The organism is Streptomyces sp. NPDC104761 (genome assembly GCF_055583445.1).
Genome location: NZ_JBVJNZ010000010.1, coordinates 159,682 through 183,198, shown reverse-complemented (window position 1 = coordinate 183,198; position 23,517 = coordinate 159,682). Strand labels below are relative to the sequence as shown.

The 23,517-nt window shown below is 72.5% G+C and carries 15 protein-coding genes; 10 read left to right on the top strand and 5 right to left on the bottom strand.

Annotated elements, in window-relative coordinates:
- Positions 1-96: 96 nt before the first annotated feature.
- Positions 97-1,455, top strand: coding sequence for a helix-turn-helix domain-containing protein (locus ACZ63F_RS26575; RefSeq protein ID WP_469714254.1), 1,359 nt, complete (start codon positions 97-99; stop codon positions 1,453-1,455).
- A gap of 119 nt (positions 1,456-1,574) precedes the next feature.
- A complete protein-coding gene (locus ACZ63F_RS26570) occupies positions 1,575-4,313 on the top strand; it encodes a SpoIIE family protein phosphatase (protein ID WP_469714253.1) in 2,739 nt (912 codons plus the stop codon).
- Positions 4,314-4,425: 112 nt separating this feature from the next.
- On the opposite strand, the gene ACZ63F_RS26565 is transcribed toward ACZ63F_RS26570, so the two are convergent.
- Positions 4,426-5,799 (bottom strand): phosphatase PAP2 family protein, encoded by a 1,374-nt coding sequence (locus ACZ63F_RS26565; protein ID WP_469714251.1) that lies wholly within the window; start codon positions 5,797-5,799, stop codon positions 4,426-4,428.
- 272 nt (positions 5,800-6,071) lie between these two features.
- Between ACZ63F_RS26565 and ACZ63F_RS26560 the strand changes: the two genes are divergently transcribed.
- Together ACZ63F_RS26560 and ACZ63F_RS26555 are read left to right on the top strand one after the other, a co-directional pair.
- Positions 6,072-7,418, top strand: a complete 1,347-nt coding sequence (locus ACZ63F_RS26560; RefSeq protein ID WP_469714250.1) for a S53 family peptidase — start codon at positions 6,072-6,074, stop codon at positions 7,416-7,418.
- Between the two features lie 242 nt (positions 7,419-7,660).
- Positions 7,661-10,156 (top strand): SpoIIE family protein phosphatase, encoded by a 2,496-nt coding sequence (locus tag ACZ63F_RS26555; RefSeq protein ID WP_469714247.1) that lies wholly within the window; start codon positions 7,661-7,663, stop codon positions 10,154-10,156.
- Positions 10,157-10,179: 23 nt separating this feature from the next.
- Here the strand turns inward: ACZ63F_RS26555 and ACZ63F_RS26550 are convergent, their stop codons facing one another.
- Positions 10,180-11,586, bottom strand: a complete 1,407-nt coding sequence (locus tag ACZ63F_RS26550; protein ID WP_469714245.1) for an alpha/beta hydrolase — start codon at positions 11,584-11,586, stop codon at positions 10,180-10,182.
- A gap of 466 nt (positions 11,587-12,052) precedes the next feature.
- Here ACZ63F_RS26550 and ACZ63F_RS26545 point away from each other — a divergent pair, with 466 nt between their 5' ends.
- A complete protein-coding gene (locus ACZ63F_RS26545; protein WP_469714242.1) occupies positions 12,053-13,189 on the top strand; it encodes a sugar ABC transporter substrate-binding protein in 1,137 nt (378 codons plus the stop codon).
- 13 nt (positions 13,190-13,202) lie between these two features.
- On the opposite strand, the gene ACZ63F_RS26540 is transcribed toward ACZ63F_RS26545, so the two are convergent.
- Together ACZ63F_RS26540 and ACZ63F_RS26535 are read right to left on the bottom strand one after the other, a co-directional pair.
- On the bottom strand, positions 13,203-14,486 hold the full coding sequence (locus ACZ63F_RS26540; RefSeq protein ID WP_469714239.1) for a hypothetical protein: 1,284 nt from the start codon (positions 14,484-14,486) through the stop codon (positions 13,203-13,205).
- A 130-nt stretch (positions 14,487-14,616) separates the two neighbouring features.
- A complete protein-coding gene (locus ACZ63F_RS26535) occupies positions 14,617-15,483 on the bottom strand; it encodes an NAD(P)H-binding protein (RefSeq protein ID WP_469714237.1) in 867 nt (288 codons plus the stop codon).
- Positions 15,484-15,622: 139 nt separating this feature from the next.
- Here ACZ63F_RS26535 and ACZ63F_RS26530 point away from each other — a divergent pair, with 139 nt between their 5' ends.
- Positions 15,623-16,072 (top strand): MarR family winged helix-turn-helix transcriptional regulator, encoded by a 450-nt coding sequence (locus tag ACZ63F_RS26530; protein WP_469714235.1) that lies wholly within the window; start codon positions 15,623-15,625, stop codon positions 16,070-16,072.
- 126 nt (positions 16,073-16,198) lie between these two features.
- Here ACZ63F_RS26530 and ACZ63F_RS26525 read toward each other — a convergent pair whose 3' ends face one another.
- On the bottom strand, positions 16,199-18,481 hold the full coding sequence (locus tag ACZ63F_RS26525) for a heterodisulfide reductase-related iron-sulfur binding cluster (RefSeq protein ID WP_469714233.1): 2,283 nt from the start codon (positions 18,479-18,481) through the stop codon (positions 16,199-16,201).
- Between the two features lie 227 nt (positions 18,482-18,708).
- On the opposite strand from ACZ63F_RS26525, the gene ACZ63F_RS26520 reads away from it, so the two are divergent.
- From ACZ63F_RS26520 to dnaJ, 4 genes are all read left to right on the top strand, one after another.
- Positions 18,709-19,728: an MraY family glycosyltransferase gene (locus ACZ63F_RS26520; RefSeq protein ID WP_469714232.1), complete on the top strand. Its 1,020-nt coding sequence runs from the start codon at positions 18,709-18,711 to the stop codon at positions 19,726-19,728.
- 94 nt (positions 19,729-19,822) lie between these two features.
- Positions 19,823-21,658 (top strand): molecular chaperone DnaK, encoded by a 1,836-nt coding sequence (dnaK, locus tag ACZ63F_RS26515; protein WP_469714230.1) that lies wholly within the window; start codon positions 19,823-19,825, stop codon positions 21,656-21,658.
- A complete protein-coding gene (grpE, locus tag ACZ63F_RS26510) occupies positions 21,655-22,308 on the top strand; it encodes a nucleotide exchange factor GrpE (RefSeq protein WP_093500374.1) in 654 nt (217 codons plus the stop codon). Before dnaK ends, grpE begins: the two co-directional genes overlap by 4 nt.
- Positions 22,309-22,344: 36 nt before the next feature.
- Positions 22,345-23,517: a molecular chaperone DnaJ gene (gene dnaJ / locus ACZ63F_RS26505; RefSeq protein WP_469714228.1), complete on the top strand. Its 1,173-nt coding sequence runs from the start codon at positions 22,345-22,347 to the stop codon at positions 23,515-23,517.

Genomic DNA, 23,517 nt, shown 5'->3' with positions numbered 1-23,517 from the left:
CAGTTGGGGACACTGGAACGCGGAAACGGGCTCCGACCAGGGCGGACACCGAGACCCTGGAACGCGGGACTGGGACGCGAGGGGATGGGGGAACGGGTGTCAGGGGCGACAGGGGCGGACGCGACGGAGGCGTTCGCGCTGCTGCTGCGGGAGCTCAAGGACCGTTCTGGGCTCAGTTACGGGGTGCTGGCCAAGCGGCTGCACATGAGCACGTCGACGCTGCACCGCTACTGCAACGGCACGGCGGTGCCCGTGGAGTACGCGCCGGTGGAGCGCCTCGCCCGGGTCTGCCGGGCGACGCCCGAGGAACTGGTCGACCTGCACCGGCGCTGGATCCTGGCGGACGCGGCCCGCGGGAGCAGGACGGACCAGGCCACGACGACGGCCGCCGCCCCGCGGAAGGACGACGCCGACGCGTCCTCCGGACCCGGCGCTGCCGGCGAGCCGGTGGTCACCGGCTCCGACGCGCCCCCCGGCGCCGACGGCGGCGAGCCGGTCGTCGTCGACCTGCCGCACGGGTCCGCGCCGCCGCGCCGGCGCCGTACCGCGCTGATCGGCTCCGTCGCGGCGGCCGCCGTGCTGGGGGCGGTCGTGTTCGCCGTCCATCCGTCGCTCGGCGGCGGGCGCGGCGGCGCGGGCGACGAGCAGGCGGCCGGGAACGCCACCGCGGTCGGAGGCACGCCGCACACCGGGAAGGCCTCTCCTTCCCCGTCCCCGAGCGGGACCGGACGCAGGCCCTCGGCCTCGTCCTCCGCCACCCCCACCGAGTCCGCGGGGAGCGGGAGCGGCGGCGCGGCGGACGACGGCAAGCAGGGCGGCGGGGCCCAGGGCGCCGACGGCACCACCACCGGCAGCGCCGTACCGCTCACCGTCAACACGCGCCCGTACGTCTACGACGACCCGTGCAGCCAGCACTTCCTCGTCGACAGCGAGCCCGCGCAGGTCGGCCCGCCGGCGAGCGAGCAGGACGCCCCGCGCTGGGCCGCGGCGTACGGCGCGGTGTCCTCGGGCGAACAGGAGGTCGCCCTCACCGTCCAGGGCACCGGCGCGCAGACCGTCGTCCTGGAGGCGCTGCACGTGCGCGTGCTCAGCAAGGGCGCGCCGCTCGCCTGGAACGACTACTCGATGGGCGTCGGCTGCGGCGGTGGCGTCGGGACCAAGTCGTTCGACATCGACCTCGACAACGGCAGCCCCACGGTCACCGCGAAGAACGGCCAGCGCGACTTCCCGTACAAGGTCAGCGAGTCCGACCCGGAGGTCTTCTACGTCTTCGCCCGCACCAAGGCCCACGACGTCCGCTGGGACCTGACCCTTGACTGGTCCAGCGGCAGCCGCCACGGCACCGTCCACGTCGACAACGCCGGCACCGCCTTCCGCACCAGCGGCGACGCCGGGCGCCCGGGCTACGACTACCCGCTGGGCGGCAGCGAGTGGATTCCGCGGGAAGGGGGCTGACGGCGGCGGCGCCGTGGGCTCACGTGCCGTAGCCGCCCGGGCGCGGAGTGCGCCGATGCCGGGAACGGATGCGGTCCGGGGGTGATGGACTCGTACCCGCGTGGTGTTATATGAGCCGTATGCACCATATGCTCCGGCAGCTGCGGTCCTGGTACGGGATACGCGGCGTTGCCGGTCAGATGTTCCTCATGCAGGTCGGGGTCGTCCTGGTTCTGGTGGCGACGGCGGTCGCCGCCCTCCTGTTGCAGTCGCGGACCGACGCCGATCGGGACGCACGGAACCACACGCAGGCCGTGGCCGCCTCCGTCGCCGCGGACCCCACCGTGCGGCAGGCGCTGGCCGGGCGCCGTCCGACCGCCGCGCTCCAGCAGGTGGCCGAGGAGACCCGCCGGCACGCGCACGTGGACTTCGTCGTCGTGATGAGCCCCGCGGGCATCCGCTACACCCATCCGAACCCCGGCGAGATCGGCCGCCGCTACATCGGCAGCATCGGTGCGGCGCAGCACGGCGGCACGGTCACCGAGACGACGACCGGGACGCTCGGCCCCTCCGTCCGGACCGTCGTCCCGGTGACCGCCACCGACGGCAAGGTCGTCGGGCTGGTCTCCGCGGGCATCACCGTCCACCGGGTGAGTCTGGCGGCCGCCCGCCAGGTGCCGCTCGTCCTGACCGGCACGGGACTGGCGCTCGCGGCCGCCACCACCGGCACGGCACTCGTCGGCCGGCGCCTGTGCCGCCAGACGCGCGGTCTGGGGCCGGTGCAGATCACGCGCATGTACGAGCATCAGGACGCCGTTCTGCACTCGGTGCGCGAAGGCGTCCTGATCGTCGACCGGAAACGCCGGCTGCTCCTGGCCAACGACGAGGCGCGGCGTCTGCTGGGACTGGCGGCCGACGTGGACGGCCGGCCCGTCACGAAGCTGGGGATCGCCCCCAGGGCCGAAGAGCTCCTCGCGTCCGGCAGGGCGGCCACGGACGAGGTGATCGAGGTCGGCGACCGGCTGCTGGCCGTCAGCCAGCGCCCCATGGACGCCCCGCACGGACCGGGCGGCGCGGTCGCCACCCTGCGGGACACCACCGAACTCGCCGCGCTGACGGGCCGGATCGAGGTGGTCCAGGAACGGCTCGCGCTGCTGTACGACGCCGGACTGCGCATCGGCACCACCCTCGACGTGACGCGCACCGCCGAGGAACTGGCTCGGTTCGCCGTGCCCGGACTCGCCGACTACGTCACCGTCGACCTGGCCGACACCGTGCTGAGCGGCGAGGAGCCGGACCAGGCGGGCGTGGCGGAGCTGCGCCGGGTGGCCCTGCACGGCATCCGGCCGGACGTGCCGCTCCACCCGCCCGGCGCGCTCATCCACTACGACCCCCTCACCCCGCAGGGCGAGGGCTTCGGTGCCGGGCGGATGGTGCTGGAGTCCGACATGGCGGCCTTCTCCGGCTGGCAGGCCCAGGACCCCGACCGGGGCCGCCGGCTGGTGGCCTACGGCATCCACTCGATGATCTCCGCCCCGCTGCGGGCCCGCGGCGTGCTCCTCGGCGTGGCGACCTTCTGGCGCTCCAAGGAGCCGACCCCCTTCAGCGACGAGGACCTCTCGCTCGCCGAGGAACTGGTCGCCCGCGCGGCCACCAGCATCGACAACGCGCGCCGCTTCACCCGGGAGCGCACCATGGCGGTCACGCTGCAGCGCAGCCTCCTGCCGCACGCCCTGCCGGAGCAGAACGCGGTCGACGCGGCGTACCGCTACCTGCCGGCGGGGGCCGGGCTCGGCGGCGTGGGAGGCGACTGGTTCGACGTGATCCCGCTGCCCGGGGCGCGCGTCGCCCTCGTGGTCGGCGACGTCGTGGGCCACGGACTGCACGCCGCCGCCACCATGGGCCAGCTGCGCACCGCCGTGCACAACCTCTCCACGCTCGACCTGCCGCCCGACGAACTCCTCTGGCACCTGGACGAGTTGGTCACCCGCATCGACCAGGACCGGGACGGCGAAGGCGGCAACCGCACCCTCACCGGTGCCACCTGCCTGTACGCGATCTACGACCCGGTCTCCCGGATGTGCACCATGGCCAGGGCGGGGCACCTGGAACCGGTCGTCGTGCTCCCGGACGGCGACGCCCGCCTGCCCGGCATACCGGCCGGGCCGCCCCTGGGGCTGGGCGGCATGCCGTACGAGACGAGCGAGGTGCTGCTGCCCGAGGGCAGCGGCGTCGCGCTCTACACCGACGGCCTGATCGAGGACCGGCACGAGGACATCGACGAGGGCATCGAGCGCCTGCGCCGGGCCCTCGCGGTGCCGGGACGCACGCCCGACCAGATGTGCCGGGCGGCCCTGGACGCCATGCTGCCCGGGGCGTGCCGGGACGACGTGGCCCTGCTCGTCGCCCGCACCCGGGCGCTGGACGACCGGCACACCGCGTACTGGACCGTGCCGTCCGACCCCTCTGCCGTCGCCGGGGTCCGGGCCGCGGCCACCGAGCTGCTGCGGGACTGGGGCCTGAAGGAGGAGGCGTTCACCCTGGAGCTGATCCTGAGCGAGCTGGTCACCAACGCCATCCGGCACGCGACGGGCCCCGTCGGGGTACGCCTGATCCACGACCGCTGCCTCATCTGCGAGGTCTCCGACGCCAGCAGCGTCTCCCCGCACCTGCGCCGGGCCACCACCATGGACGAGGGCGGCCGCGGCCTCTTCCTGGTGGCCCAGTTCGCCGACCGCTGGGGGACGCGCTACACCCCCGCCGGAAAGGTCATCTGGACCGAGCAGTGGCTCGGCCCGGAGCCGCCCGCGGACCGGTCCCGCGCGGACCTCGCGGGGGTTCGCACCCCGGAGGGCTTCCCCGCGGCCGACGTCCCGTGATCGGGCCCGGAGGCGGCGCGGTGGGCGGGCCCGACCCGGAGTTCCCGGCATGCCGTACGGCGCCCGGCCCCCCCGGAGGGCGTCAAACCATGCTGGTGATCACTTTTCCCGGCTAGGCGCTCCGCTGGAACTGCGGCGATGGGCTGTCGCTCGTCTGCGGCGCCGTCGTGGCGGGCCGCGCAGTTCCCGGCGTCCCTTCGGGGCGCGTCGGCGCGGGGTCCCACCGGTTGACGGTGCGCACGTAGTGGAGGACCACGGAGGCCGCCGCCAGCACGAGCAGCGGTCCTGCCACCCAGCGGTGCGTGGCCATCTCCAGCGGCAGCCAGCGGTAGGCGACCAGGAGCGCGGCGAAGACCGCCGTTCCGTGGGCGACGAGCCTCAGGCCCGAGCGGTCCCAGTCGCGGTCGAAGGTGCGCAGGGCCGCCTCGACGGTGAGCGCGAACACCACGCCGGCGAGGAGATCGGCGCCGTAGTGGTAGCCGAAGCCCAGCGTCGCGGTGACCGTGGCGGCCAGCCAGAACGCGCCCGCCCAGCGCAGCGCCCGGGGGCCCCTGCGGGAGTGCACGAAGATCGCGGTGGCCCAGGCCGTGTGCAGGCTGGGCATGCAGTTGCGGGGGGTGAACCCGTCGTACGGCACGGGGTGCGGGGCGGTGATCCGCGGCACCGTCCGGGGCCACAGGTCGGCCACCGGCCAGTGCCCGCCGTGCGGGGGCCGCTCCGGCCAGAGGCTGACCGACGCCCAGTGGTCTGCGCCGGTGCCGTAGGCGAAGACCGGCCCGACCACCGGGAAGATCATGTAGACGGCCGGTCCGAGCAGGCCTATCAACAGGAAGGTGCGGACCAGGTGGTGGCGCGGGAAACGGCGGTCAGCCGCCACACCGCGCAGCTGGTACAGCGCGACGGCGACCGCGGCCACGGCGAGCTGGCCGTAGACGATGTCGAGGAGGTTGAAGCCGGCCGGGCCGGTGGCCGTGACGAGCCGGCCCACCAGCCACGACGGGTTGCCCAGGGCGTGGTCGGCGGTGGCCACGTACTGGTCGAGGACCGCCGGGCGGGTCTTCGAGGTGATGAGCAGCCAGGTGTCGCCGGTCTTACGGCCGGTCACCAGGAGCAGGCCGAGACCGACGCCCTTCAGCAGCAGGACGCGCTCCGGACCGGTGCGGCGGGTCACGGCGACCACTCCGCAGCCGAGCAGCACCCACAGGGCGCCGTTGCCGAACGGCTGGCCGTGCGTCACCCCGGTGCCGGCCGCCCACCGGACCGCCGCGAAGCCGAGGTCGATGCCCAGCGCGGCGCCGAGGGCGGCGAACCGCTGCCGCCAGGTGAGCACCACCATCGTCAACGCCAGCCCGGCGTAGAGCAGGAACCCGGACTTGGGGGGACATATCACCTCCCGGGCCTGGTTGGTGAGCGGCCCGGGCAGACCGTAGTGGCGTGCGGCTGCCTCCAGTGCGACGAGGAACGCGAGGGCCGTGGCAGCTGCCACGGCCCAGGGTCTCAGTGATGTGTGTCTCAAGTTCCGGCCGATTGCTAGAGGTTGAGGGAAGGTTGAGGTCCCGTTCGACGAGGGAAGACGGAAAGACCGCTACCGGGGTTCCGGCCTGCTCTCGACGGCTGGAAGGCTAATAGCGGGACAACGCAGGGTAAAGGGTTCGGCATCGTCGGTTCAACGCACTTGATCTGTGCATGACCTCTCCGGTGGGATGCGCGAAGACCACTCGAGATCACTTCGTGAGACTCCGAACCACAGGGGGATCCATGCAGATAGCCCGTACCGGGCGGGGCGTCGCGGCTGCCACGTCCGTCGCCGCCCTCGCGGCCACGGCACTCACGGCCGCCGCGCCCGTCGCCGCACCGCACACCCTCGCGGTGCCGGCCGTCGTCGGGCACACCCTGGCGCACCGCGTGAGCAGCCCGCTCTCCGACGCGCAGTGCCAGGCCAAGTGGCAGATCAACTGCTACACGCCGCTCCAGTACCGCACCGCGTACGACCTGAACGCCCTCTACCGCAAGGGCGTCACGGGCAAGGGCCGCACCATCGTCATCGTCGACTCCTACGGCTCCCCGACCGTCCAGCACGACCTCGACGTCTACAGCAAGCAGTTCGGGCTGCCCAGCACCAAGGTGAAGGTCGTCAAGTGGGGGCACGTGCCCGCCTTCGACCCCAAGAACTCGGACATGACCGGCTGGGCCGGCGAGACCACCCTGGACGTCGAGATGGCGCACGCGGTGGCGCCCGCCGCGAAGATCGTCGTCGTGGAGACGGCCGTCTCCGAGACCGAGGGCACCACCGGTCTGCCGGAGATGATGGACGCCGAGAAGTACATGATCGACCACGGGGTCGGCGACGTCATCAGCCAGAGCTTCGGCGCCACCGAGAACACCTTCCCGGGCTTCGCCAAGGGGGACTTCTCCAGCATCAGGAAGCTGCGCTACGCCTTCCAGGACGCGAACCGCAAGAAGGTGACCGTGCTCGCCGCCTCCGGTGACGGCGGCGCCACCGACCTCCAGGCGGACGGCAAGACGTACTACAAGAAGCGCGTCAACTCCTGGCCCTCCTCCGACCCGCTGGTCACCTCGGTCGGCGGCACCCAGCTCCACCTCGACGACAAGGGCAACCGCGTCAAGCCGGACAGCGTCTACAACGACTACGGCTCCGGCGGCGGCGGCCAGTCCCACGTGTTCACCCGCCCGTCCTTCCAGAACGGCGTGAAGAAGGTGGTCGGGACCCGCCGCGGCACCCCGGACATCTCGATGTCCGCCGCGGTCGACGGCGGCGCCTGGATCTACTCCAGCTTCGACCCGACCGCGACCGGCTGGGACGTCAGCGGCGGCACCAGCGAGGCCACCCCGCTCTTCGCGGGCATCGTCGCCCTCGCCGACCAGGCCGCAGGCCACCGCCTCGGCAACATCCAGAAGCGGCTCTACGACCTCTCCTCCTACCGCTCCAAGCTGACCGGCATCGTCGACGTCAACGACGGCACGGACAACAGCTACCAGGGCGTGACCGGCTACAAGGCCGTCAACGGCTACGACCTCGCCACCGGCGTCGGCACCGTGGACGCCCTGCGCTTCGTCCCGGCCCTCGTCAAGCAGAAGCCCTGACAGCGCCCCGCACCGCACGGAAACGGCCCGGGTCCCGTACCCGGGCCGTTTCCCGTTCCCGCCCGGCCTCGAACCGAGGGGGAGGGCGGCGGGCGCGGAGGTGACGTGCCGGGGCGGGCGAAGGACGATGGAGGAGAGGGTGAGGACGACGCGGTGAGACGGGTCGGCTCCGAGGCCTGCGGCCCGCTCGGCGTTCGCCCCGGGCCGTGGCGGACGGGCCGGCAGAACGGGCGGTGACCGGCATGCGTGATGCCACCCCGGGCGGCGGAAGCGGAGCCGTACCGCCGGATCCGTCCGGCCCGGCGGCCCCTGCGGACCGGGCGGTGGCCCCTGCTGACCCGGTGGCCTCTGCGGACCCGGCGGCCCCTGCCGACCCTGCGGCCCCTGCCACGGCGGTGGTCGACGACCGGGGCGTCGTGACGGGGTGGAGCGCGGGCGCCGAGCGGCTGCTGGGCTACCCCGTCCAGGAGGCCGTCGGCAGCCCCGTCAGCCGCCTGGTCGCCTCGGACGGCCTCGCGGCCCCCGCCGGGGCGACGGCCCTGTTCCGGCACCGGGACGGCCGGACCCTGCCGCTGTGGCTACGGGCGTATCCGTGGGTCGACGGCGCGGGCCGCGCCCAGCGGCTCCTCGTGGTGACGCCACCGGAGTCACCGGCGCCGCCGCGGCCGGACGCGGTGACCGGCGACGAGGCGTTCGCCCAGTGCAGGGTGGTCCTGATGGTGTACGACTCCGCGCTGCGGGTCGTGCGGGCGAGCACCGGTGCCGTGCGCGAACTGGGCCTGCGCGAGGAGCGCATGCTCGGCCGGCACGTCACCGACATCCTGCCGCCGCACCTGTGCCACCGGGTCGAGGAGGGCATGGTCCGGGTGCTGACGACGGGCGAGCCCGAGGAGTTCCGCCTCCGGGGCCGGGTCCGGCCGGACGGCCCCGAGCGGGTCTGGTCCGTCACCGTCTCCCCGCTCGTCACCCCTGCGGGGCGGGTCCGGCACGTGGAGGTCTCCGCGCTGGACGTCAGCGAGCAGTACCTGGCCAGGGAGCGGCTCGCGCTGCTCAACGACATCAGCGCCCGGGTGGGCAGCACCCTGGACGTGATGCGCACGGCGCAGGAGATGGCCGACGTCACGGTGGAGCGGCTCGCCGACTTCATCACCATCGACCTGCTCGACTCCCTGTACCGCGGTGTCGAGCCGAAACCGTCCGGGACCGGCCGGGTCCCGCTGCGGCGGGCGGCCCAGCAGTCCGTGCTGCCCGGTGTCCCCGAGGCGCTGACCGAGCCGGGGGAGGTGGACGAGTACCCCGCGTCCGCACCCCCCGTCCGCTGCCTGGCCACCGGCAGGTCCTCGCTGCACAGCACCGGGGACGAGGCGATCCGCAACTGGGAGCTCGTCGACCCCGGGCGGTCGGGTGTGGTGCGCAGGTTCGGGATCCACTCGATCATGGTCGTTCCGCTGCGCGCCCGCGGCATCACCCTCGGGGTGGCGGTCCTCGTCCGGCACCGGCGCGAGGAGCCCTTCACCCACGACGACCTGCTGCTGGCCGAGGAGATCGCCGCGCGTGCCGCCGTGGCCGTGGACAACGCCCGCCGGTACACCCTCGAACGCAGCACCGCCCTCGCCCTGCAGCGCAGCCTGCTGCCCAGCCGGCTCTCGGCCCAGGACGCGGTCGAAACGGCCCACCGCTACCTGCCGGCCCGCACCCGGGCGGGGCCGGGCGGCGACTGGTTCGACGTGATCCCGCTCTCCGGCGCCCGGGTCGCGCTGGTGGCCGGCGACGTGGTGGGCCACGGGCTGCGGGCCTCGGCCACCATGGGACGGCTGCGGACCGCCGTACGCACCCTGGCCGACGTGGACCTGCCCGCCGACGAGCTGCTCACCCACCTCGACGACCTGGTCACCCTCCTCGCGGCCGAGGAGGAGAGCACCGCGGAGCACGAACCCGACGTCGAGGTCCGCACCGACCTCATCGCGACCTGCCTGTACGTGATCTACGACCCGGTCTCCCGCCGCTGCACGGCCGCCAGCGCGGGCCACCCGCCCCCCGCCGTCGTCGGCCCCGACGGCCCGGCGGACTTCCTCGACGTGCCGCCCGGACCGCCGCTGGGCGCGGGCGGGCTGCCCTTCGAGACCGCCGAGCGGGAACTGCCCGCGGGCAGCCTCCTCGCGCTCTACACCGACGGTCTGGTCCAGGGCGCCGCGCACGACCTGGCCGGCGGCCTGGCGCGGCTGCGCCGGGCCCTCGGCCGGGCCGCCGCCCGGCCGCTGGAGGAGCTGTGCGACGAACTGCTGCGGACACTGCTGCCCGCGCACCCCGAGGACGACGTCGCCCTGCTCGTCGCGCGCACCCGGGCCCTCGACGCCGACCGGGTCGCCACCTGGGACCTGCCCTCCGACCCGGCCCGGGTGGCCGACGCCCGCGTCCAGGTGCTGGCCCGGCTGGAGGCCTGGCACCTGACGGAGGTGGCGTTCACGGCCGAGCTGGTGGTCAGCGAGCTCGTCACCAACGCCATCCGCTACGGGCAGCCGCCCGTCCAGCTCCGGCTGATCAGGGGCCGCGCGCTGATCTGCGAGGTCTCCGACGGCAGCGGCACCGCCCCGCACCTGCGCCGGGCCCGCACCTACGACGAGGGCGGCCGCGGCCTGCTGCTCGTCGCCCAGCTCGCCAAACGCTGGGGGACGCGTCACCACGTCGGCGGCAAGACCATCTGGGCCGAGATCGAACTCCCTGCGCCGGACCGGTGACGGCGGAGACGGCGGGCACCGCCTCAGCCGCGTCCGTCGCGTCCGTCGCGTCCGACCGTCAACTCGGCCGGCCGGTAGCGGACGTAGGCCGCCCCGTCCAGGCCGAGCGCGGTGGCGGACGCCTGGAGGGCGGCCGGGGTCGCCGCGTCGTCCCACCGGCCGGTGTCCACGCGGTGTTCGAGGGCGTGCAGGGCCGCCACGGTCTCGGCGGTGGTGAACGTGCAGTGGCCCTGCCGTTCGACATACGCCTGCCGCAGCAGCGCGCCGTCACCGGAGGCGCGCACCCGGTCGGCGAAGCGGTTCTCCTGCTCCACCGGGACCAGGTTGTCGGCGGTGGTGTGGACGTCGAGCAACGGCACCCCGAGTCCCTGGCCCGCGGAGGACGTGCGCCGCGCGGTGGCGACCGCGGCGGGATCGGCGTCGACCGTGGCGCCCTCGGTCAGCGTCCGCAGGTCGGCGCCGAGGTCCAGCCCGGCCGCCCTGTACAGGGCGCGGACCTGGGGGGCGTGGGCGGAACCGGCGAGCAGGCCGGCGTAGTCGACGCCGCGGTTCCAGGAGTTGTTGCCGCCGGCCGACTGCTCGACGGCGTACCGGCCGCCCTCGAAGAACGCCAGGATGCCGTGCGCGAACCAGTCGTACTGCTGCGCCTCCTGGCCCGCCCAGTCGGTCGCGGCCGGCCGGTCCTTCCCGGGCGACCATGCGGGCAGGTTGAGGAAGGCGGCGGCGAGCGCGATCCGGGCGCGGCCCTGCGGGGTGGCCTGGGCGGCGGTGACGGCGGCGGCGAGCGTGTCCGCGGTGGCGGCGGCCGCACCGGCGGTGCCGAATCCCACGAGCTGCACGTCCTGGGCCGGCAACAGCAGCCGGGCGAGGGCGTATTCGGCGTCCAGCTGGTAGTTGTCCAGGTCCGTCGCGCCCGCGACCAGGCCGCACTGGCCGAGCGCGCCGTCGATGCGGCCGGCGCCGTCGCGTGCCAGCTGCGCGTTGACGAGCCCGCCCATGGACTGCCCCATGGCGAGGGTGCGCCGCGGCGTGCCGACCCGCGCGGTGACGGCGTCGAGGGTGGCGAACTGGTCGCGTTCGGCACTGCCCAGGGCCCACATCGAGCCATGGGGGTCGTACGACGATCCCGCCAGCGCGTAGCCCTCGGCGAGCAGTTCGGTGCGTACGGCGTCGGTGGGGGCGTCCTGGGCGACGAGGGGTCCGAAGCCGTGGCTGAACAGCAGCAGGGTGCCGTTCCAGTGCTCGGGCACGTCAGCGATCCAGGTGGCGCCGTCGGACAGGGTGCCGGTGAGGCTGCCGGTGACCGGCGTGTCCGCCTCGGCGGCGGGCGCGGGCAGGGCGGTGAGCGCCGTGGCCGCCAGCGAGGCCAGGGCGGCGAGGGCGATGCGCAGGCGGACGCGGGAGGCCCGCGGACGGGTGCTGGCAGGCATGGCGACGGCTCCTTGGGCGGGGGGTGGGGGAGACGGGCGGGGGAGCGGTGCTCAGTGCACTGAACGAAGGCAGGGGGGAATCTAGGGCTCCTTTGCGACTGCGGTCAATGGAATGCACAACATTGGCCGGTGGAGAGATTCCGGTCGGTCCTTGCCCGGCCGGGACGCCGACTGTGAAGGTGGGGTAGCAACTGCGAAGGCTCGGTGAAGTCCGCCGCGCGGAGAGTGCGTTGGCCCGTTCGGCCGCCCACCCCTCCGTGATGCCCGTCCCGCCGCTCCGCCGAACTCCCGCCGTGCGGCCCTGACCTGGGGCAACGGTGTCACGTCGGATGTGCCGGCGTGAGGTCTGGGCCCGCCCCCAACTGCCGCGTTGTCCGGACGTCTTGACGTATCCGGCCGCTACGCGTTTGCTTCCTTCACACCATCGGTTGCGCATGACGCTCCCCCCACTCGGAAGGCGCCTGATGTGAGCGTTCCCATCCTCCGCGGGACCCCCCTGCCCCGCCTCACGATCACCCTGGCCGCCTCCGCGTCCGCTCTCGCGCTCACCGCGTGCGGCGTCGTCGACGGCGTGGGCGGGAGCGGCGCCGCCGCGTCCGCGACGAAGGGCGACGACATCACGGTCGGGCTGCTCCTGCCCGACAAGGACACCGCACGGTTCGAGAACTTCGACCGCCCCATCATCGAGAAGGAGGTCGCCTCCCTCACCCACGGCAAGGGCAGGGTCGACTACGCCAACGCCGGGGCGAGCGCGGCCACCCAGAGCCGGCAGCTCCGGCGGATGGTGGACCGGAAGGTCGACGTCGTCCTGGTCGACTCGGTGGACGCCAGGGCCATCGCACCGGACGTCCGGAAGGCGAAGGCCGCCGGTATCCCCGTCATCGCCTACGACCGGCTCGCACAGGGCCCGATCGACGCGTACGTCTCGCACGACAACGAACTCGTCGGCGAGGTGCAGGGCCGCGCCATCCTCGGTGCGCTCGGCGACAAGGCGGCCACCAGCGAGGTCGTCATGATGAACGGCGACCCCGCGGACCCGAACACGGCGAGTTTCAAGAAGGGCGCCCTCGGCGAACTGAAGAACAAGGTCCGCATCGCCGAGGAGTACGACACCGCCAAGTGGTCGCCCGCGACCGCCGGCGCGAACATGAAGAAGGCGATCAGGGCCGTCGGCCTGCACAACATCGCCGCCGTCTACTCGGCCAACGACGGCATGGCCGGCGCCGTCATCGACGCCCTGAAGAACGCGGGCGCCACCACGATTCCCCCGGTGACCGGGCAGGACGCGAACCTGGACGCGGTGCAGCGGGTCGTCTCGGGCGAGCAGTACATGACCGTGTACAAGTCGTTCCTGGACGAGGCCACCGACGCCGCGCAGATGGCCGTGTACAAGGTGCAGGGCCGCGACATCCAGTACGACGCGCTGGCCCAGGACAAGGTCGACAGCCCGACCGAGAAGGATATCCCCGCGACGCTCGTCCCGGTGGTCGCGCTCACGAAGGACAACATCAAGGACACGGTGATCGCGGACGGCGTCTACACGGTGTCCCAGATCTGCACCGCGAAGTACCGGTCGGCGTGCGCGGCGATCGGGCTGACGTAGCGGCCGGGCGCCGTCAGTCCGGCGTCGCGAGGAACTCCGTCACGGCCAGGGCGAACAGCAGGCACAGGGCGATGCCGACCACCACCCAGCCGGTGGGGTAGGACCACAGCAGGTAGACCAGTACCGCCACGGCCACCAGGACCCAGATGATCCAGGTGCGGTGGCGGTGGACGAAGGGCCCGACCGGGCCGGTGCGCAGTCCGGCGCGGTCGGCGGTGGCGCGTACCGCGTCGATCCCGGACGTCCACAGGCTCCGGAGCAGCCCGGCGTACCGGCCGGGGCCGGAGAGCCAGGCGGCCAGCGCGACGACGACGGCCAGGGCCACCACCATGCGCACTCCGGTGCGCAGGAAGTGGGTCAGCGCGTCGTAGACGGCGGCCGCCGCGCCCGGGGAGACGCCCGCGGGCAGCCGGTCCAGGTAGAACACGCGGAACACGCGCAGCCCGATGCCGAGCAGCCCGGTGGTGACGGCGACCGCGAGGCAGCCCGCCACCAGGGCCCGGCGCCGCCGGACCGCGAGCAGCACCCCGGCGGCGACCAGCAGCACGGCCAGCACGGGCAGCCAGTCCCCGGCGAGCTGCAGCAGCCGGACGTAGGTCCTGACCTTGCCGACCTGGTCGGACCTGACGAGGGTGAAGTCGGTGTGCACGGCGGGGATGTGCTCGGCGGGGGTCAGCCCGGCTTCGACGAGGCGCTGTTTGACCTGGTCCACGAGGGGGCCGATGTCGAGGGTGACGCTGTCGTCCGTCAGCCGCACCGCGCCGCCGCCGCTGCCCGTGAGGGCCTTGTCGAGGCTGCTGTGGATCTTGCGGTTGGCGTCGGTCCAGACGGTCCGGAACGCGCCGGACGCGGCGACCTCGCGGGCCTTGTCGTGGACGAAGCTGCGCACGGCCCCTTCGAGCGCGTCGCCGAGTCTGCCGCCGAGCGCCTGCTGCAGGCGGGGCCGGTCCGCGGGAACCACGTCGGCGAGCAGGGCGGGCAGGTCGAGGTGGGACATGAGGGCGTCGGTGGCCCGGTTGGCCACGGCGTCCTGGACGTCGGCGTTCGAGGCGAGCGGGGCGACCGTGCTCACGTAACGGCCGGTGTCGCCCACCTGGTCGGCCGCCCACGAGGCGACCACGGCGAGCGGGGCGAGCAGGCAGCCGACGGCGATCAGGACGACGGCGAGCAGGGACCTGACGTGGTGCCGGGGCGGCCGGGCCCGCGTGCTCTCCAGGGCCGCGACCCGGGCCCGCAGTTCCCGCACGTCGTCGGACCGGTCCCCGTCCCCGTCCCCGCGCGCGCTGTCCTCCGCCACCCGTACCTCCCGCTCGATCCGGCCCTCCTGCCAGCCGAACCGCCGGGCCGCGGATACGCGAGCAGGAGAGGGCCGTCCGGGGTACGGACGCGTCCGGCCGGCCTCGTCACGGGCGGGAGGCGACGGCCGCTCAGGCGGCGTCGAGAGCCTGCCGGAACACGTCCGCGTGGGCGGTGCACCAGTCGGCGAAGGTGAGCGGCCTGCGGGCGAGAAGCCGCTCGACGGTCTCCGTGCGCAGACCGACGGTGTCGGCGCGCAGGAGCCGGAACCCCTCCACGAGGGCTTCGGCGAGCGCCGGCGGAGCACCCGCGGGGAAGCGGGCCCGTACCGCCTCGGCCGCCGTGGTCACCGGACGGACCTCGACGGGGCGCCCGAGCACCGCCGCGAGGACGCCGACCTGCTCGGCGAGGGTGAACGTCTCCGCACCGGTCAGTGCGTACGCCTCGCCCTCGTGCCCGTCCTCGGTCAGGGCGAGCGCGGCGACGGCCGCGATGTCGGCGGGGTGGACCGGGGCGTAGCGGCCGGGGCCGACGGGGTCGAGGACGTAGCCGCCCTCGCGGAGGGTGGGCAGCCAGTCCAGGGCGTTGGTCATGAACGCGCCGGGCCGCAGGAAGGTGGCGGGGATACCGGAGGCGCGGACGAGGGTCTCGCGTGCGTGGTGCCAGTGGCCCATGGCCGGCATGGGCGTGCCGAGGACGTTGAAGGAGGACAGGAGCACGATGCGGCGTACTCCGGCGGTCCGGGCGGCGGTGAGGGCGTGTTCGGTGTGGGCCGTGCCGATGCCGGTGGGGAGCAGGAACAGGCGGTCGACGCCGTCGAAGGCCGGTGCGAGGCCGGTCGGCTCGTCCAGGTCGCCGACGACGCGCTCGGCACGGTCCGGCAGGTCCTCGGCGCGGCTGGGATCGCGTACGAGGATGCGGAACTTCGCGCCCTGTGCGTCGAGTCGGCGAACGAGTTCCCGGCCGATGTTTCCGGTCGCTCCGGTGAGCAGTAACATGACATCTCGCATTCATTTGCCGGTTAACGACTTCGGTGCAGCACGGGACGTTAGCCGGGAAATGATTAGCCGTCAATCGATCGGCTGCGGACACCGGCGCCCGTGCCAGGTGCCGTACGCCGTCTCCCGGAAGGCCGCGATGCCCGAGTTCCTGGACCTGCACAGCAAGACCTCGAAGGCCCTGCGGGCGCTCGCCGACCGCGGCATGCGGGAGTACGGCCTCCACCTCGGCCAGAACCACCTGCTCGCGGCGCTCTGGGAAGCGGACGGCCGTACTCCGGGCGAGATCGCGGCGGCGGTCCACGTCACCACGCCCACCGTCACCAAGATGGCCACCCGCATGGCCGCCGCCGGCCTGCTCGTCAGACGCCCCGACGACCGCGACAACCGCCTGGTCCGGCTCTGGCTCACCGACGCCGGACGCGCCCTGCGGGAGCCGGTGGAGGAGGAGCGCCGACGCCTGGAGGCGGCGGTGACCGCGGACCTCACCGACACCGAACGACAGCACCTGCTCAGCGCCCTGACGAAGATCCACCGCGCCGCGAACGGCCTCCTCGACGCACCGGCCGCCCGGACCGACGGGCCGTGACGCTCCGGCGAGGCAGCCCGCACCGGGACCCTCTCGGAGCGGGTGGGCCCCCGGTGCGGCCCGCCCCGGCATACGACGGCGCCCCGTGCCCGGCGAGGGCACGGGGCGCCGTGGCGGCCGTCGGGACTACTTCACCGGCTCCGGCTCCGGCTCGCTCTCCTGCTCCGCGGCGCCCGCCGGGTCCACCGGGGTCTTCACCGAGTCGAGGAGCAGCTGGGCCACGTCCACCACCTGGATGGACTCCTTGGCCTTGCCGTCGTTCTTCTTGCCGTTGACCGAGTCGGTCAGCATCACGAGGCAGAACGGGCAGGCGGTGGAGACGATGTCGGGGTTGAGGGAGAGGGCCTCGTCGACGCGCTCGTTGTTGATGCGCTTGCCGATCCGCTCCTCCATCCACATGCGCGCACCGCCGGCGCCGCAGCAGAAGCCGCGCTCCTTGTGACGGTGCATCTCCTCGTTCCTGAGGCCCGGGACGTTCGCGATGATCTCGCGCGGGGGCGTGTAGATCTTGTTGTGGCGGCCCAGGTAGCAGGGGTCGTGGTAGGTGATGATGCCCTCGACCGGGGTGACCGGGACCAGCTTGCCCTCGTCCACCAGGTGCTGGAGCAGCTGGGTGTGGTGGATGACCTCGTAGTCGCCGCCGAGCTGCGGGTACTCGTTGCCGATGGTGTTGAGGCAGTGCGGGCAGGTGGCGACGATCTTCTTGGCCGACTTCGGCTTCTTGGTCGACTCGTCCACCTCTCCCTCCTCGTTGAGGGACTCACCGAACGCCATGTTCAGCGCGGCCACGTTCTCCATGCCGAGCTCCTGGAACAGGGGCTCGTTGCCGAGGCGGCGGGCGGAGTCGCCGGTGCACTTCTCGTCGCCGCCCATGATCGCGAACTTGACGCCCGCGATGTGCAGGAGCTCGGCGAAGGCCTTGGTGGTCTTCTTGGCGCGGTCCTCCAGGGAGCCCGCGCAGCCGACCCAGTACAGGTACTCGACCTCGGTGAGGTCCTCGATGTCCTTGCCGACGACCGGGACCTCGAAGTCGACCTCCTTGAGCCACTCCAGGCGCTGCTTCTTCGCCAGGCCCCAGGGGTTGCCCTTCTTCTCCAGGTTCTTGAGCATCGTGCCCGCCTCGGACGGGAACGCGGACTCGATCATCACCTGGTAGCGGCGCATGTCGACGATGTGGTCGACGTGCTCGATGTCCACCGGGCACTGCTCGACGCAGGCGCCGCAGGTGGTGCAGGACCACAGCACGTCCGGGTCGATGACGCCGTTCTCCTCGGCGGTGCCGATCAGCGGCCGCTCGGCCTCCGCGAGCGCCGCCGCGGGGACCCCGGCGAGCTGCTCCTCGGAGCCCTTCTCCTCGCCCTCGGCGGTCTTGCCGCCGCCCGCGAGCAGGTAGGGCGCCTTGGCGTGCGCGTTGTCCCGCAGGGACATGATCAGCAGCTTCGGGGAGAGCGGCTTGCCGGTGTTCCAGGCCGGGCACTGCGACTGGCAGCGACCGCACTCGGTGCAGGTCGAGAAGTCGAGGAGGCCCTTCCAGGAGAACTGCTCCACCTGCGAGACGCCGAAGACGTCGTCCTCGCCCGGGTCGGTGAAGTCGATCGGCTTGCCGCCCGAGGTCATCGGCAGCAGCGCGCCCAGCGAGGTCCCACCCGTCGCGTTCCGCTTGAACCAGATGTTCGGGAAGGCGAGGAAGCGGTGCCAGGCGACACCCATGTCGGTCTTGAGGGCGACCACGATCATCCAGATGAAGGAGGTCGCGATCTTCAGGCCGGCGAAGAAGTAGGTGAGGTTCTGCAGCGTGGAGACGTCCATGCCGCGGAACCAGGACACCACCGGGTACGAGATGAAGAACGACGCCTCGTAGGAGTCCACGTGGTGCTGGGCGCCCTCCAGCGCGTGCAGCGTGAAGATGCAGACGCCGACGATCAGGATGACGGCCTCGACGAAGTACGCCTGGCCGAAGTTGGAGCCCGCGAACCGGGACTTGCGGCCCGGCCGGTTCGGCTTGCTCAGCTGGCGGATCGCGATCAGCACGAGGATGCCGAGCACCGTCATGGTGCCGATGAACTCGACGAAGACGTTGTACGGCGCCCAGTCGCCGATGACCGGCAGGATCCAGTCGGCCTGGAACAGCTGGCCGATGGCGTTGACGATCGTCAGCAGGAGGGAGAAGAAGCCGACCGCGACGAACCAGTGCGCCACGCCCACGATGCCCCAGCGGTTCATCCGGGTGTGGCCGAGGAACTCCCTGACCACCGTGACGGTCCGCTGGACGGGCTCGTCGGTACGGGTGCCGGCGGGCACGTTCTGGCCGAGCCGCATGAAGTTGTAGATCTGCAGGACGGCGCGGGCGAACAACGCCACGCCAACCACGATCAGAACCAGCGACACGATGATCGCGGCGAGTTGCATGGGGGCTCCTCGGGCCTGCGAGGGGTGGTCTCTTCGGGTCTCTTCGAGAGGGTTCCCGAAATTACTAAGCGGTAACTTATCCAGTCGGTTCGAGACTACCCGCATCTTTACTCGCACTGTAGCCAGGTGCGGGGTGATCTGGATCGCTGAGGTCTGCCTGGGCGGTACGCCCCAACCCGATCGTGTTATTCGTACAGAATTGTTACATTTAGGTCTAATTTGGACCTGTGCTCTACGGGATCGCCGCCGCCACCACCGCCTTCCTGCTCGCCGCCTTCCTCGCCGCGCTGATCCGCCCGTGTGCCCTGCGGCTGGGGCTCCTCGACCGGCGGCGGACCCGGCGGGTGCCCGCGCTGGGCGGTCTCGCCGTGGTCGGCGCCACCTGTCTGGTCGCGTTCGCCGGCGACTGGACCCGGGTCGCGCCGCTCGGCACCGGGGTCGGGGAGCTGGTGGCCGCCGGGGGAGCGGTGGCGCTGCTCGGGGTGGTCGCCGACGTGTGGCGGCTGAAGACGCGTTTCCTGCTGTTCGGTACGGCGGTGGCGGCCGCGTGCGTGGTGCCCTACGGCGAGTTCGGGATCGTCGGCGGGGTGCTCGGGGCGGCCTGGATCGCCTTCGTCGCCGTCGCCTTCAAGGGGCTCGACCATGCGGACGGACTGGCCGGGACCGTCGGGGTGGTGACCTCCTTCGGGGTCGGGGCCTGTGCCGCCGCCGAGGTGATGGACGGGCTCGCCGTGCTGCTGAGCGTGCTCGCGGCCGCGCTCACCGGGTTCCTGCTGCACAACTGGGCTCCCGCGCGGATCGCCCTCGGCGCCACCGGCTCGCTGTTCACCGGGTTCGTGCTGGCCGCGGCCGCGCTGATCACCCGGTCCGGCTACGACCCCGCGGCCAGCGCGGGCGTGCTGTTCGCGCTCACCGCCGTGGCGAGCGGCGACGTGCTGCTCGTCGTGCTGTCGCGGCTGCTCGCCGGGCGCCCGGTGCTGCGGCGCGGGCCCGACCACCTCGCGCACCGGCTGCGGCGCCTCGGGCTCACCTCGCAGCGGGCAACCGTCGTCCTCGGCGCCGCGTCCTTCGCCGGGGTGCTCGTCGCGGTGCTCGTGCACGGCGGCTGGGTCGGCCGGACCGGCGCCACGTGCGTCGCCTGCGTCACCTTCAGCATCGTGCTGCTCCTCCTTCGGGTTCCGGTGTACGGGGCGAAGAACGCCGTACCGACGCAGGTCAGCGGGCACTTGCGTGTAAGGAACGGATAAGACTTGAGTCGGCTGGACTCAGGTCTGTTGACCCCGGGCGCGGCTTGATGCACACTTGAGTCCGTTCCACTCAAGTCAGCTGGAGGAATTCACCATGGCACGTGCGGTCGGCATCGACCTGGGCACGACTAACTCCGTCGTCAGCGTTCTTGAAGGCGGCGAGCCCACCGTCATCACCAACGCCGAGGGTGCCCGGACCACGCCGTCCGTCGTCGCCTTCGCGAAGAACGGCGAAGTCCTGGTCGGCGAGGTCGCCAAGCGCCAGGCGGTCACCAACGTGGACCGGACGATCCGGTCCGTGAAGCGTCACATGGGCACCGACTGGAAGATCCAGCTGGACGGGAAGGACTTCAACCCCCAGCAGATCTCCGCGTTCATCCTGCAGAAGCTCAAGCGGGACGCCGAGGCCTACCTGGGCGAGAAGGTGACCGACGCGGTCATCACCGTCCCGGCCTACTTCAACGACTCCGAGCGCCAGGCGACGAAGGAGGCCGGCGAGATCGCCGGTCTGAACGTCCTGCGCATCGTGAACGAGCCCACCGCCGCCGCGCTGGCGTACGGCCTCGACAAGGACGACCAGACGATCCTCGTCTTCGACCTCGGTGGCGGCACCTTCGACGTGTCCCTCCTGGAGATCGGCGACGGCGTCGTCGAGGTGAAGGCCACCAACGGCGACAACCACCTCGGTGGTGACGACTGGGACCAGCGCATCGTCGACTACCTGGTCAAGCAGTTCGCGGCCGGCCACGGCGTGGACCTCGGCAAGGACAAGATGGCCCTGCAGCGCCTCCGCGAGGCCGCCGAGAAGGCCAAGATCGAGCTGTCGTCCTCCACGGAGACCTCGATCAACCTGCCGTACATCACCGCCTCCGCCGAGGGCCCCCTGCACCTCGACGAGAAGCTCACCCGCGCCCAGTTCCAGCAGCTGACCGCGGACCTCCTGGAGCGCTGCAAGACGCCGTTCCACAACGTCATCAAGGACGCCGGCATCCAGCTCGGCGAGATCGACCACGTCGTTCTCGTCGGCGGCTCCACCCGCATGCCCGCCGTCGCCGAGCTCGTGAAGGAGCTGACCGGCGGCAAGGAGGCCAACAAGGGTGTGAACCCGGACGAGGTCGTCGCCATCGGCGCCTCGCTCCAGGCCGGTGTGCTCAAGGGTGAGGTCAAGGACGTCCTGCTCCTCGACGTGACCCCGCTGTCCCTCGGTATCGAGACCAAGGGCGGCATCATGACCAAGCTCATCGAGCGGAACACGACGATCCCGACCAAGCGGTCCGAGATCTTCACCACCGCCGAGGACAACCAGCCCTCCGTGCAGATCCAGGTCTACCAGGGCGAGCGCGAGATCGCGGCGTACAACAAGAAGCTCGGCATGTTCGAGCTGACGGGTCTGCCGCCGGCCCCGCGCGGTGTCCCGCAGATCGAGGTCTCCTTCGACATCGACGCCAACGGCATCATGCACGTGACCGCGAAGGACCTGGGCACGGGCAAGGAGCAGAAGATGACCGTCACCGGCGGCTCCTCGCTGCCGAAGGACGAGGTCGACCGGATGCGCCAGGAGGCCGAGCAGTACGCGGAGGAGGACCACCGCCGCCGCGAGGCCGCCGAGACCCGCAACCAGGGCGAGCAGCTCGTCTACCAGACCGAGAAGTTCCTCAAGGACAACGAGGACAAGGTCCCGGGCGAGATCAAGACCGAGGTCGAGTCCGCGGTCGAGGAGCTCAAGGAGAAGCTCAAGGGCGAGGACACCGCCGAGATCCGCACCGCCACCGAGAAGGTCGCCGCCGTCTCCCAGAAGCTGGGCCAGGCCATGTACGCCGACGCCCAGGCCGCGGGTGCCGCGGCCGGCGGCGCCCCCGCCGGTGACGCCGCCGACGACGTGGTGGACGCCGAGATCGTCGACGACGAGCGCAAGGACGGTGCCGCGTGACGGAGGAGACCCCGGGCTTCGAGGAGAAGCCCGACGTCCCCTCCGGCGCCACCCCCGACGACGCCGAGCCGAAGGCCGCTCCCGCACAGGGGGCGGCCCCGGCCGGGGACGCAAGCGCACAGTTGGCCGGCCTGACCGCGCAGCTGGACCAGGTACGCACCGCGCTCGGCGAGCGCACCGCGGACCTCCAGCGCCTGCAGGCCGAGTACCAGAACTACCGCCGCCGGGTGGAGCGCGACCGGATCACGGTCCGGGAGATCGCCATCGCGAACCTCCTGACCGAACTCCTGCCCGTGCTCGACGACATCGGCCGCGCTCGGGAACACGGCGAACTGGTGGGCGGTTTCAAGTCGGTGGCCGAGTCGCTCGAGACGGTCGCGGCGAAGATGGGCCTGCAGCAGTTCGGCAAGGAGGGCGAGCCCTTCGACCCGACGATCCACGAGGCGCTGATGCACAGCTACGCGCCGGACGTCACCGAGACGACGTGCGTGGCCATCCTGCAGCCCGGGTATCGCATCGGCGAGCGCACCATCCGCCCCGCGCGGGTGGCGGTCGCCGAACCCCAGCCGGGGGCGACGCCGGCGAAGGCCGAGGGGACCGAGGAGGCCCCCGCGGCCGACGAGAAGGACAACGGCCCTGAGGAGGGCTGACGTAATAAGTACCGAGCGGAAGGAGGGGCGTCGGGGATGAGCACCAAGGACTTCATCGAGAAGGACTACTACAAGGTCCTCGGCGTCCCCAAGGACGCCACCGAGGCCGAGATCAAGAAGGCGTACCGGAAGCTCGCCCGCGAGTTCCACCCGGACGCCAACAAGGGCAACGCCAAGGCCGAGGAGCGCTTCAAGGAGATCTCCGAGGCGAACGACATACTCGGCGACCCCAAGAAGCGCAAGGAGTACGACGAGGCCCGCGCCCTCTTCGGTAACGGCGGGTTCCGCCCGGGGCCGGGCGCGGGCGGCGGCAACTTCAACTTCGACCTGGGCGACCTCTTCGGGGGCAGCGCCCAGGGCGGGGGCGGCTTCGGCGGCGGCGGCTTCAGTGACGTCCTGGGGGGCCTGTTCAACCGGGGCGGCGGCACGGCCGGCCGTACCCAGCCGCGGCGCGGCCAGGACATCGAGTCCGAGGTCACGCTGAGCTTCACGGAGGCCATCGAGGGCGCCACGGTCCCGCTGCGGATGTCCTCGCAGGCCCCCTGCAAGGCCTGTTCCGGCACCGGCGACGCGAACGGCACGCCCAGGGTGTGCCCGACCTGCGTCGGCACCGGCCAGGTTGCTCGGGGCTCCGGCGGCGGCTTCTCGCTGACCGACCCCTGCCCGGACTGCAAGGGCCGCGGCCTGATCGCGGAGAACCCCTGCCCCGACTGCAAGGGCAGCGGGCGCGCCAAGTCGTCCCGGACCATGCAGGTCCGCATCCCGGCGGGGGTGACCGACGGCCAGCGCATCCGGCTGCGCGGCAAGGGCGCACCGGGCGAACGCGGCGGCCCCGCGGGCGACCTGTACGTCATGGTGCACGTGGACACCCACCCGGTGTTCGGCCGCAAGGACGACAACCTCACGGTGACCGTCCCGGTGACCTTCACCGAGGCGGCGCTCGGCGGCGAGGTCAGGGTGCCCACCCTGGGCGGACCGCCGGTCACCCTGAAGCTGCCCCCGGGCACGCCCAACGGCCGCACCATGCGCGCCCGTGGCAAGGGCGCGGTCCGCAAGGACGGCACCCGCGGCGACCTCCTGGTCACCGTCGAGGTGAGTGTCCCGAAGGACCTGTCGGGGAATGCTCGGGACGCATTGGAGGCGTATCGCGAGGCGACCGCGGGCGAGGACCCGCGCGCCGAGCTGTTCGATGCCGCGAAGGGAGCATGA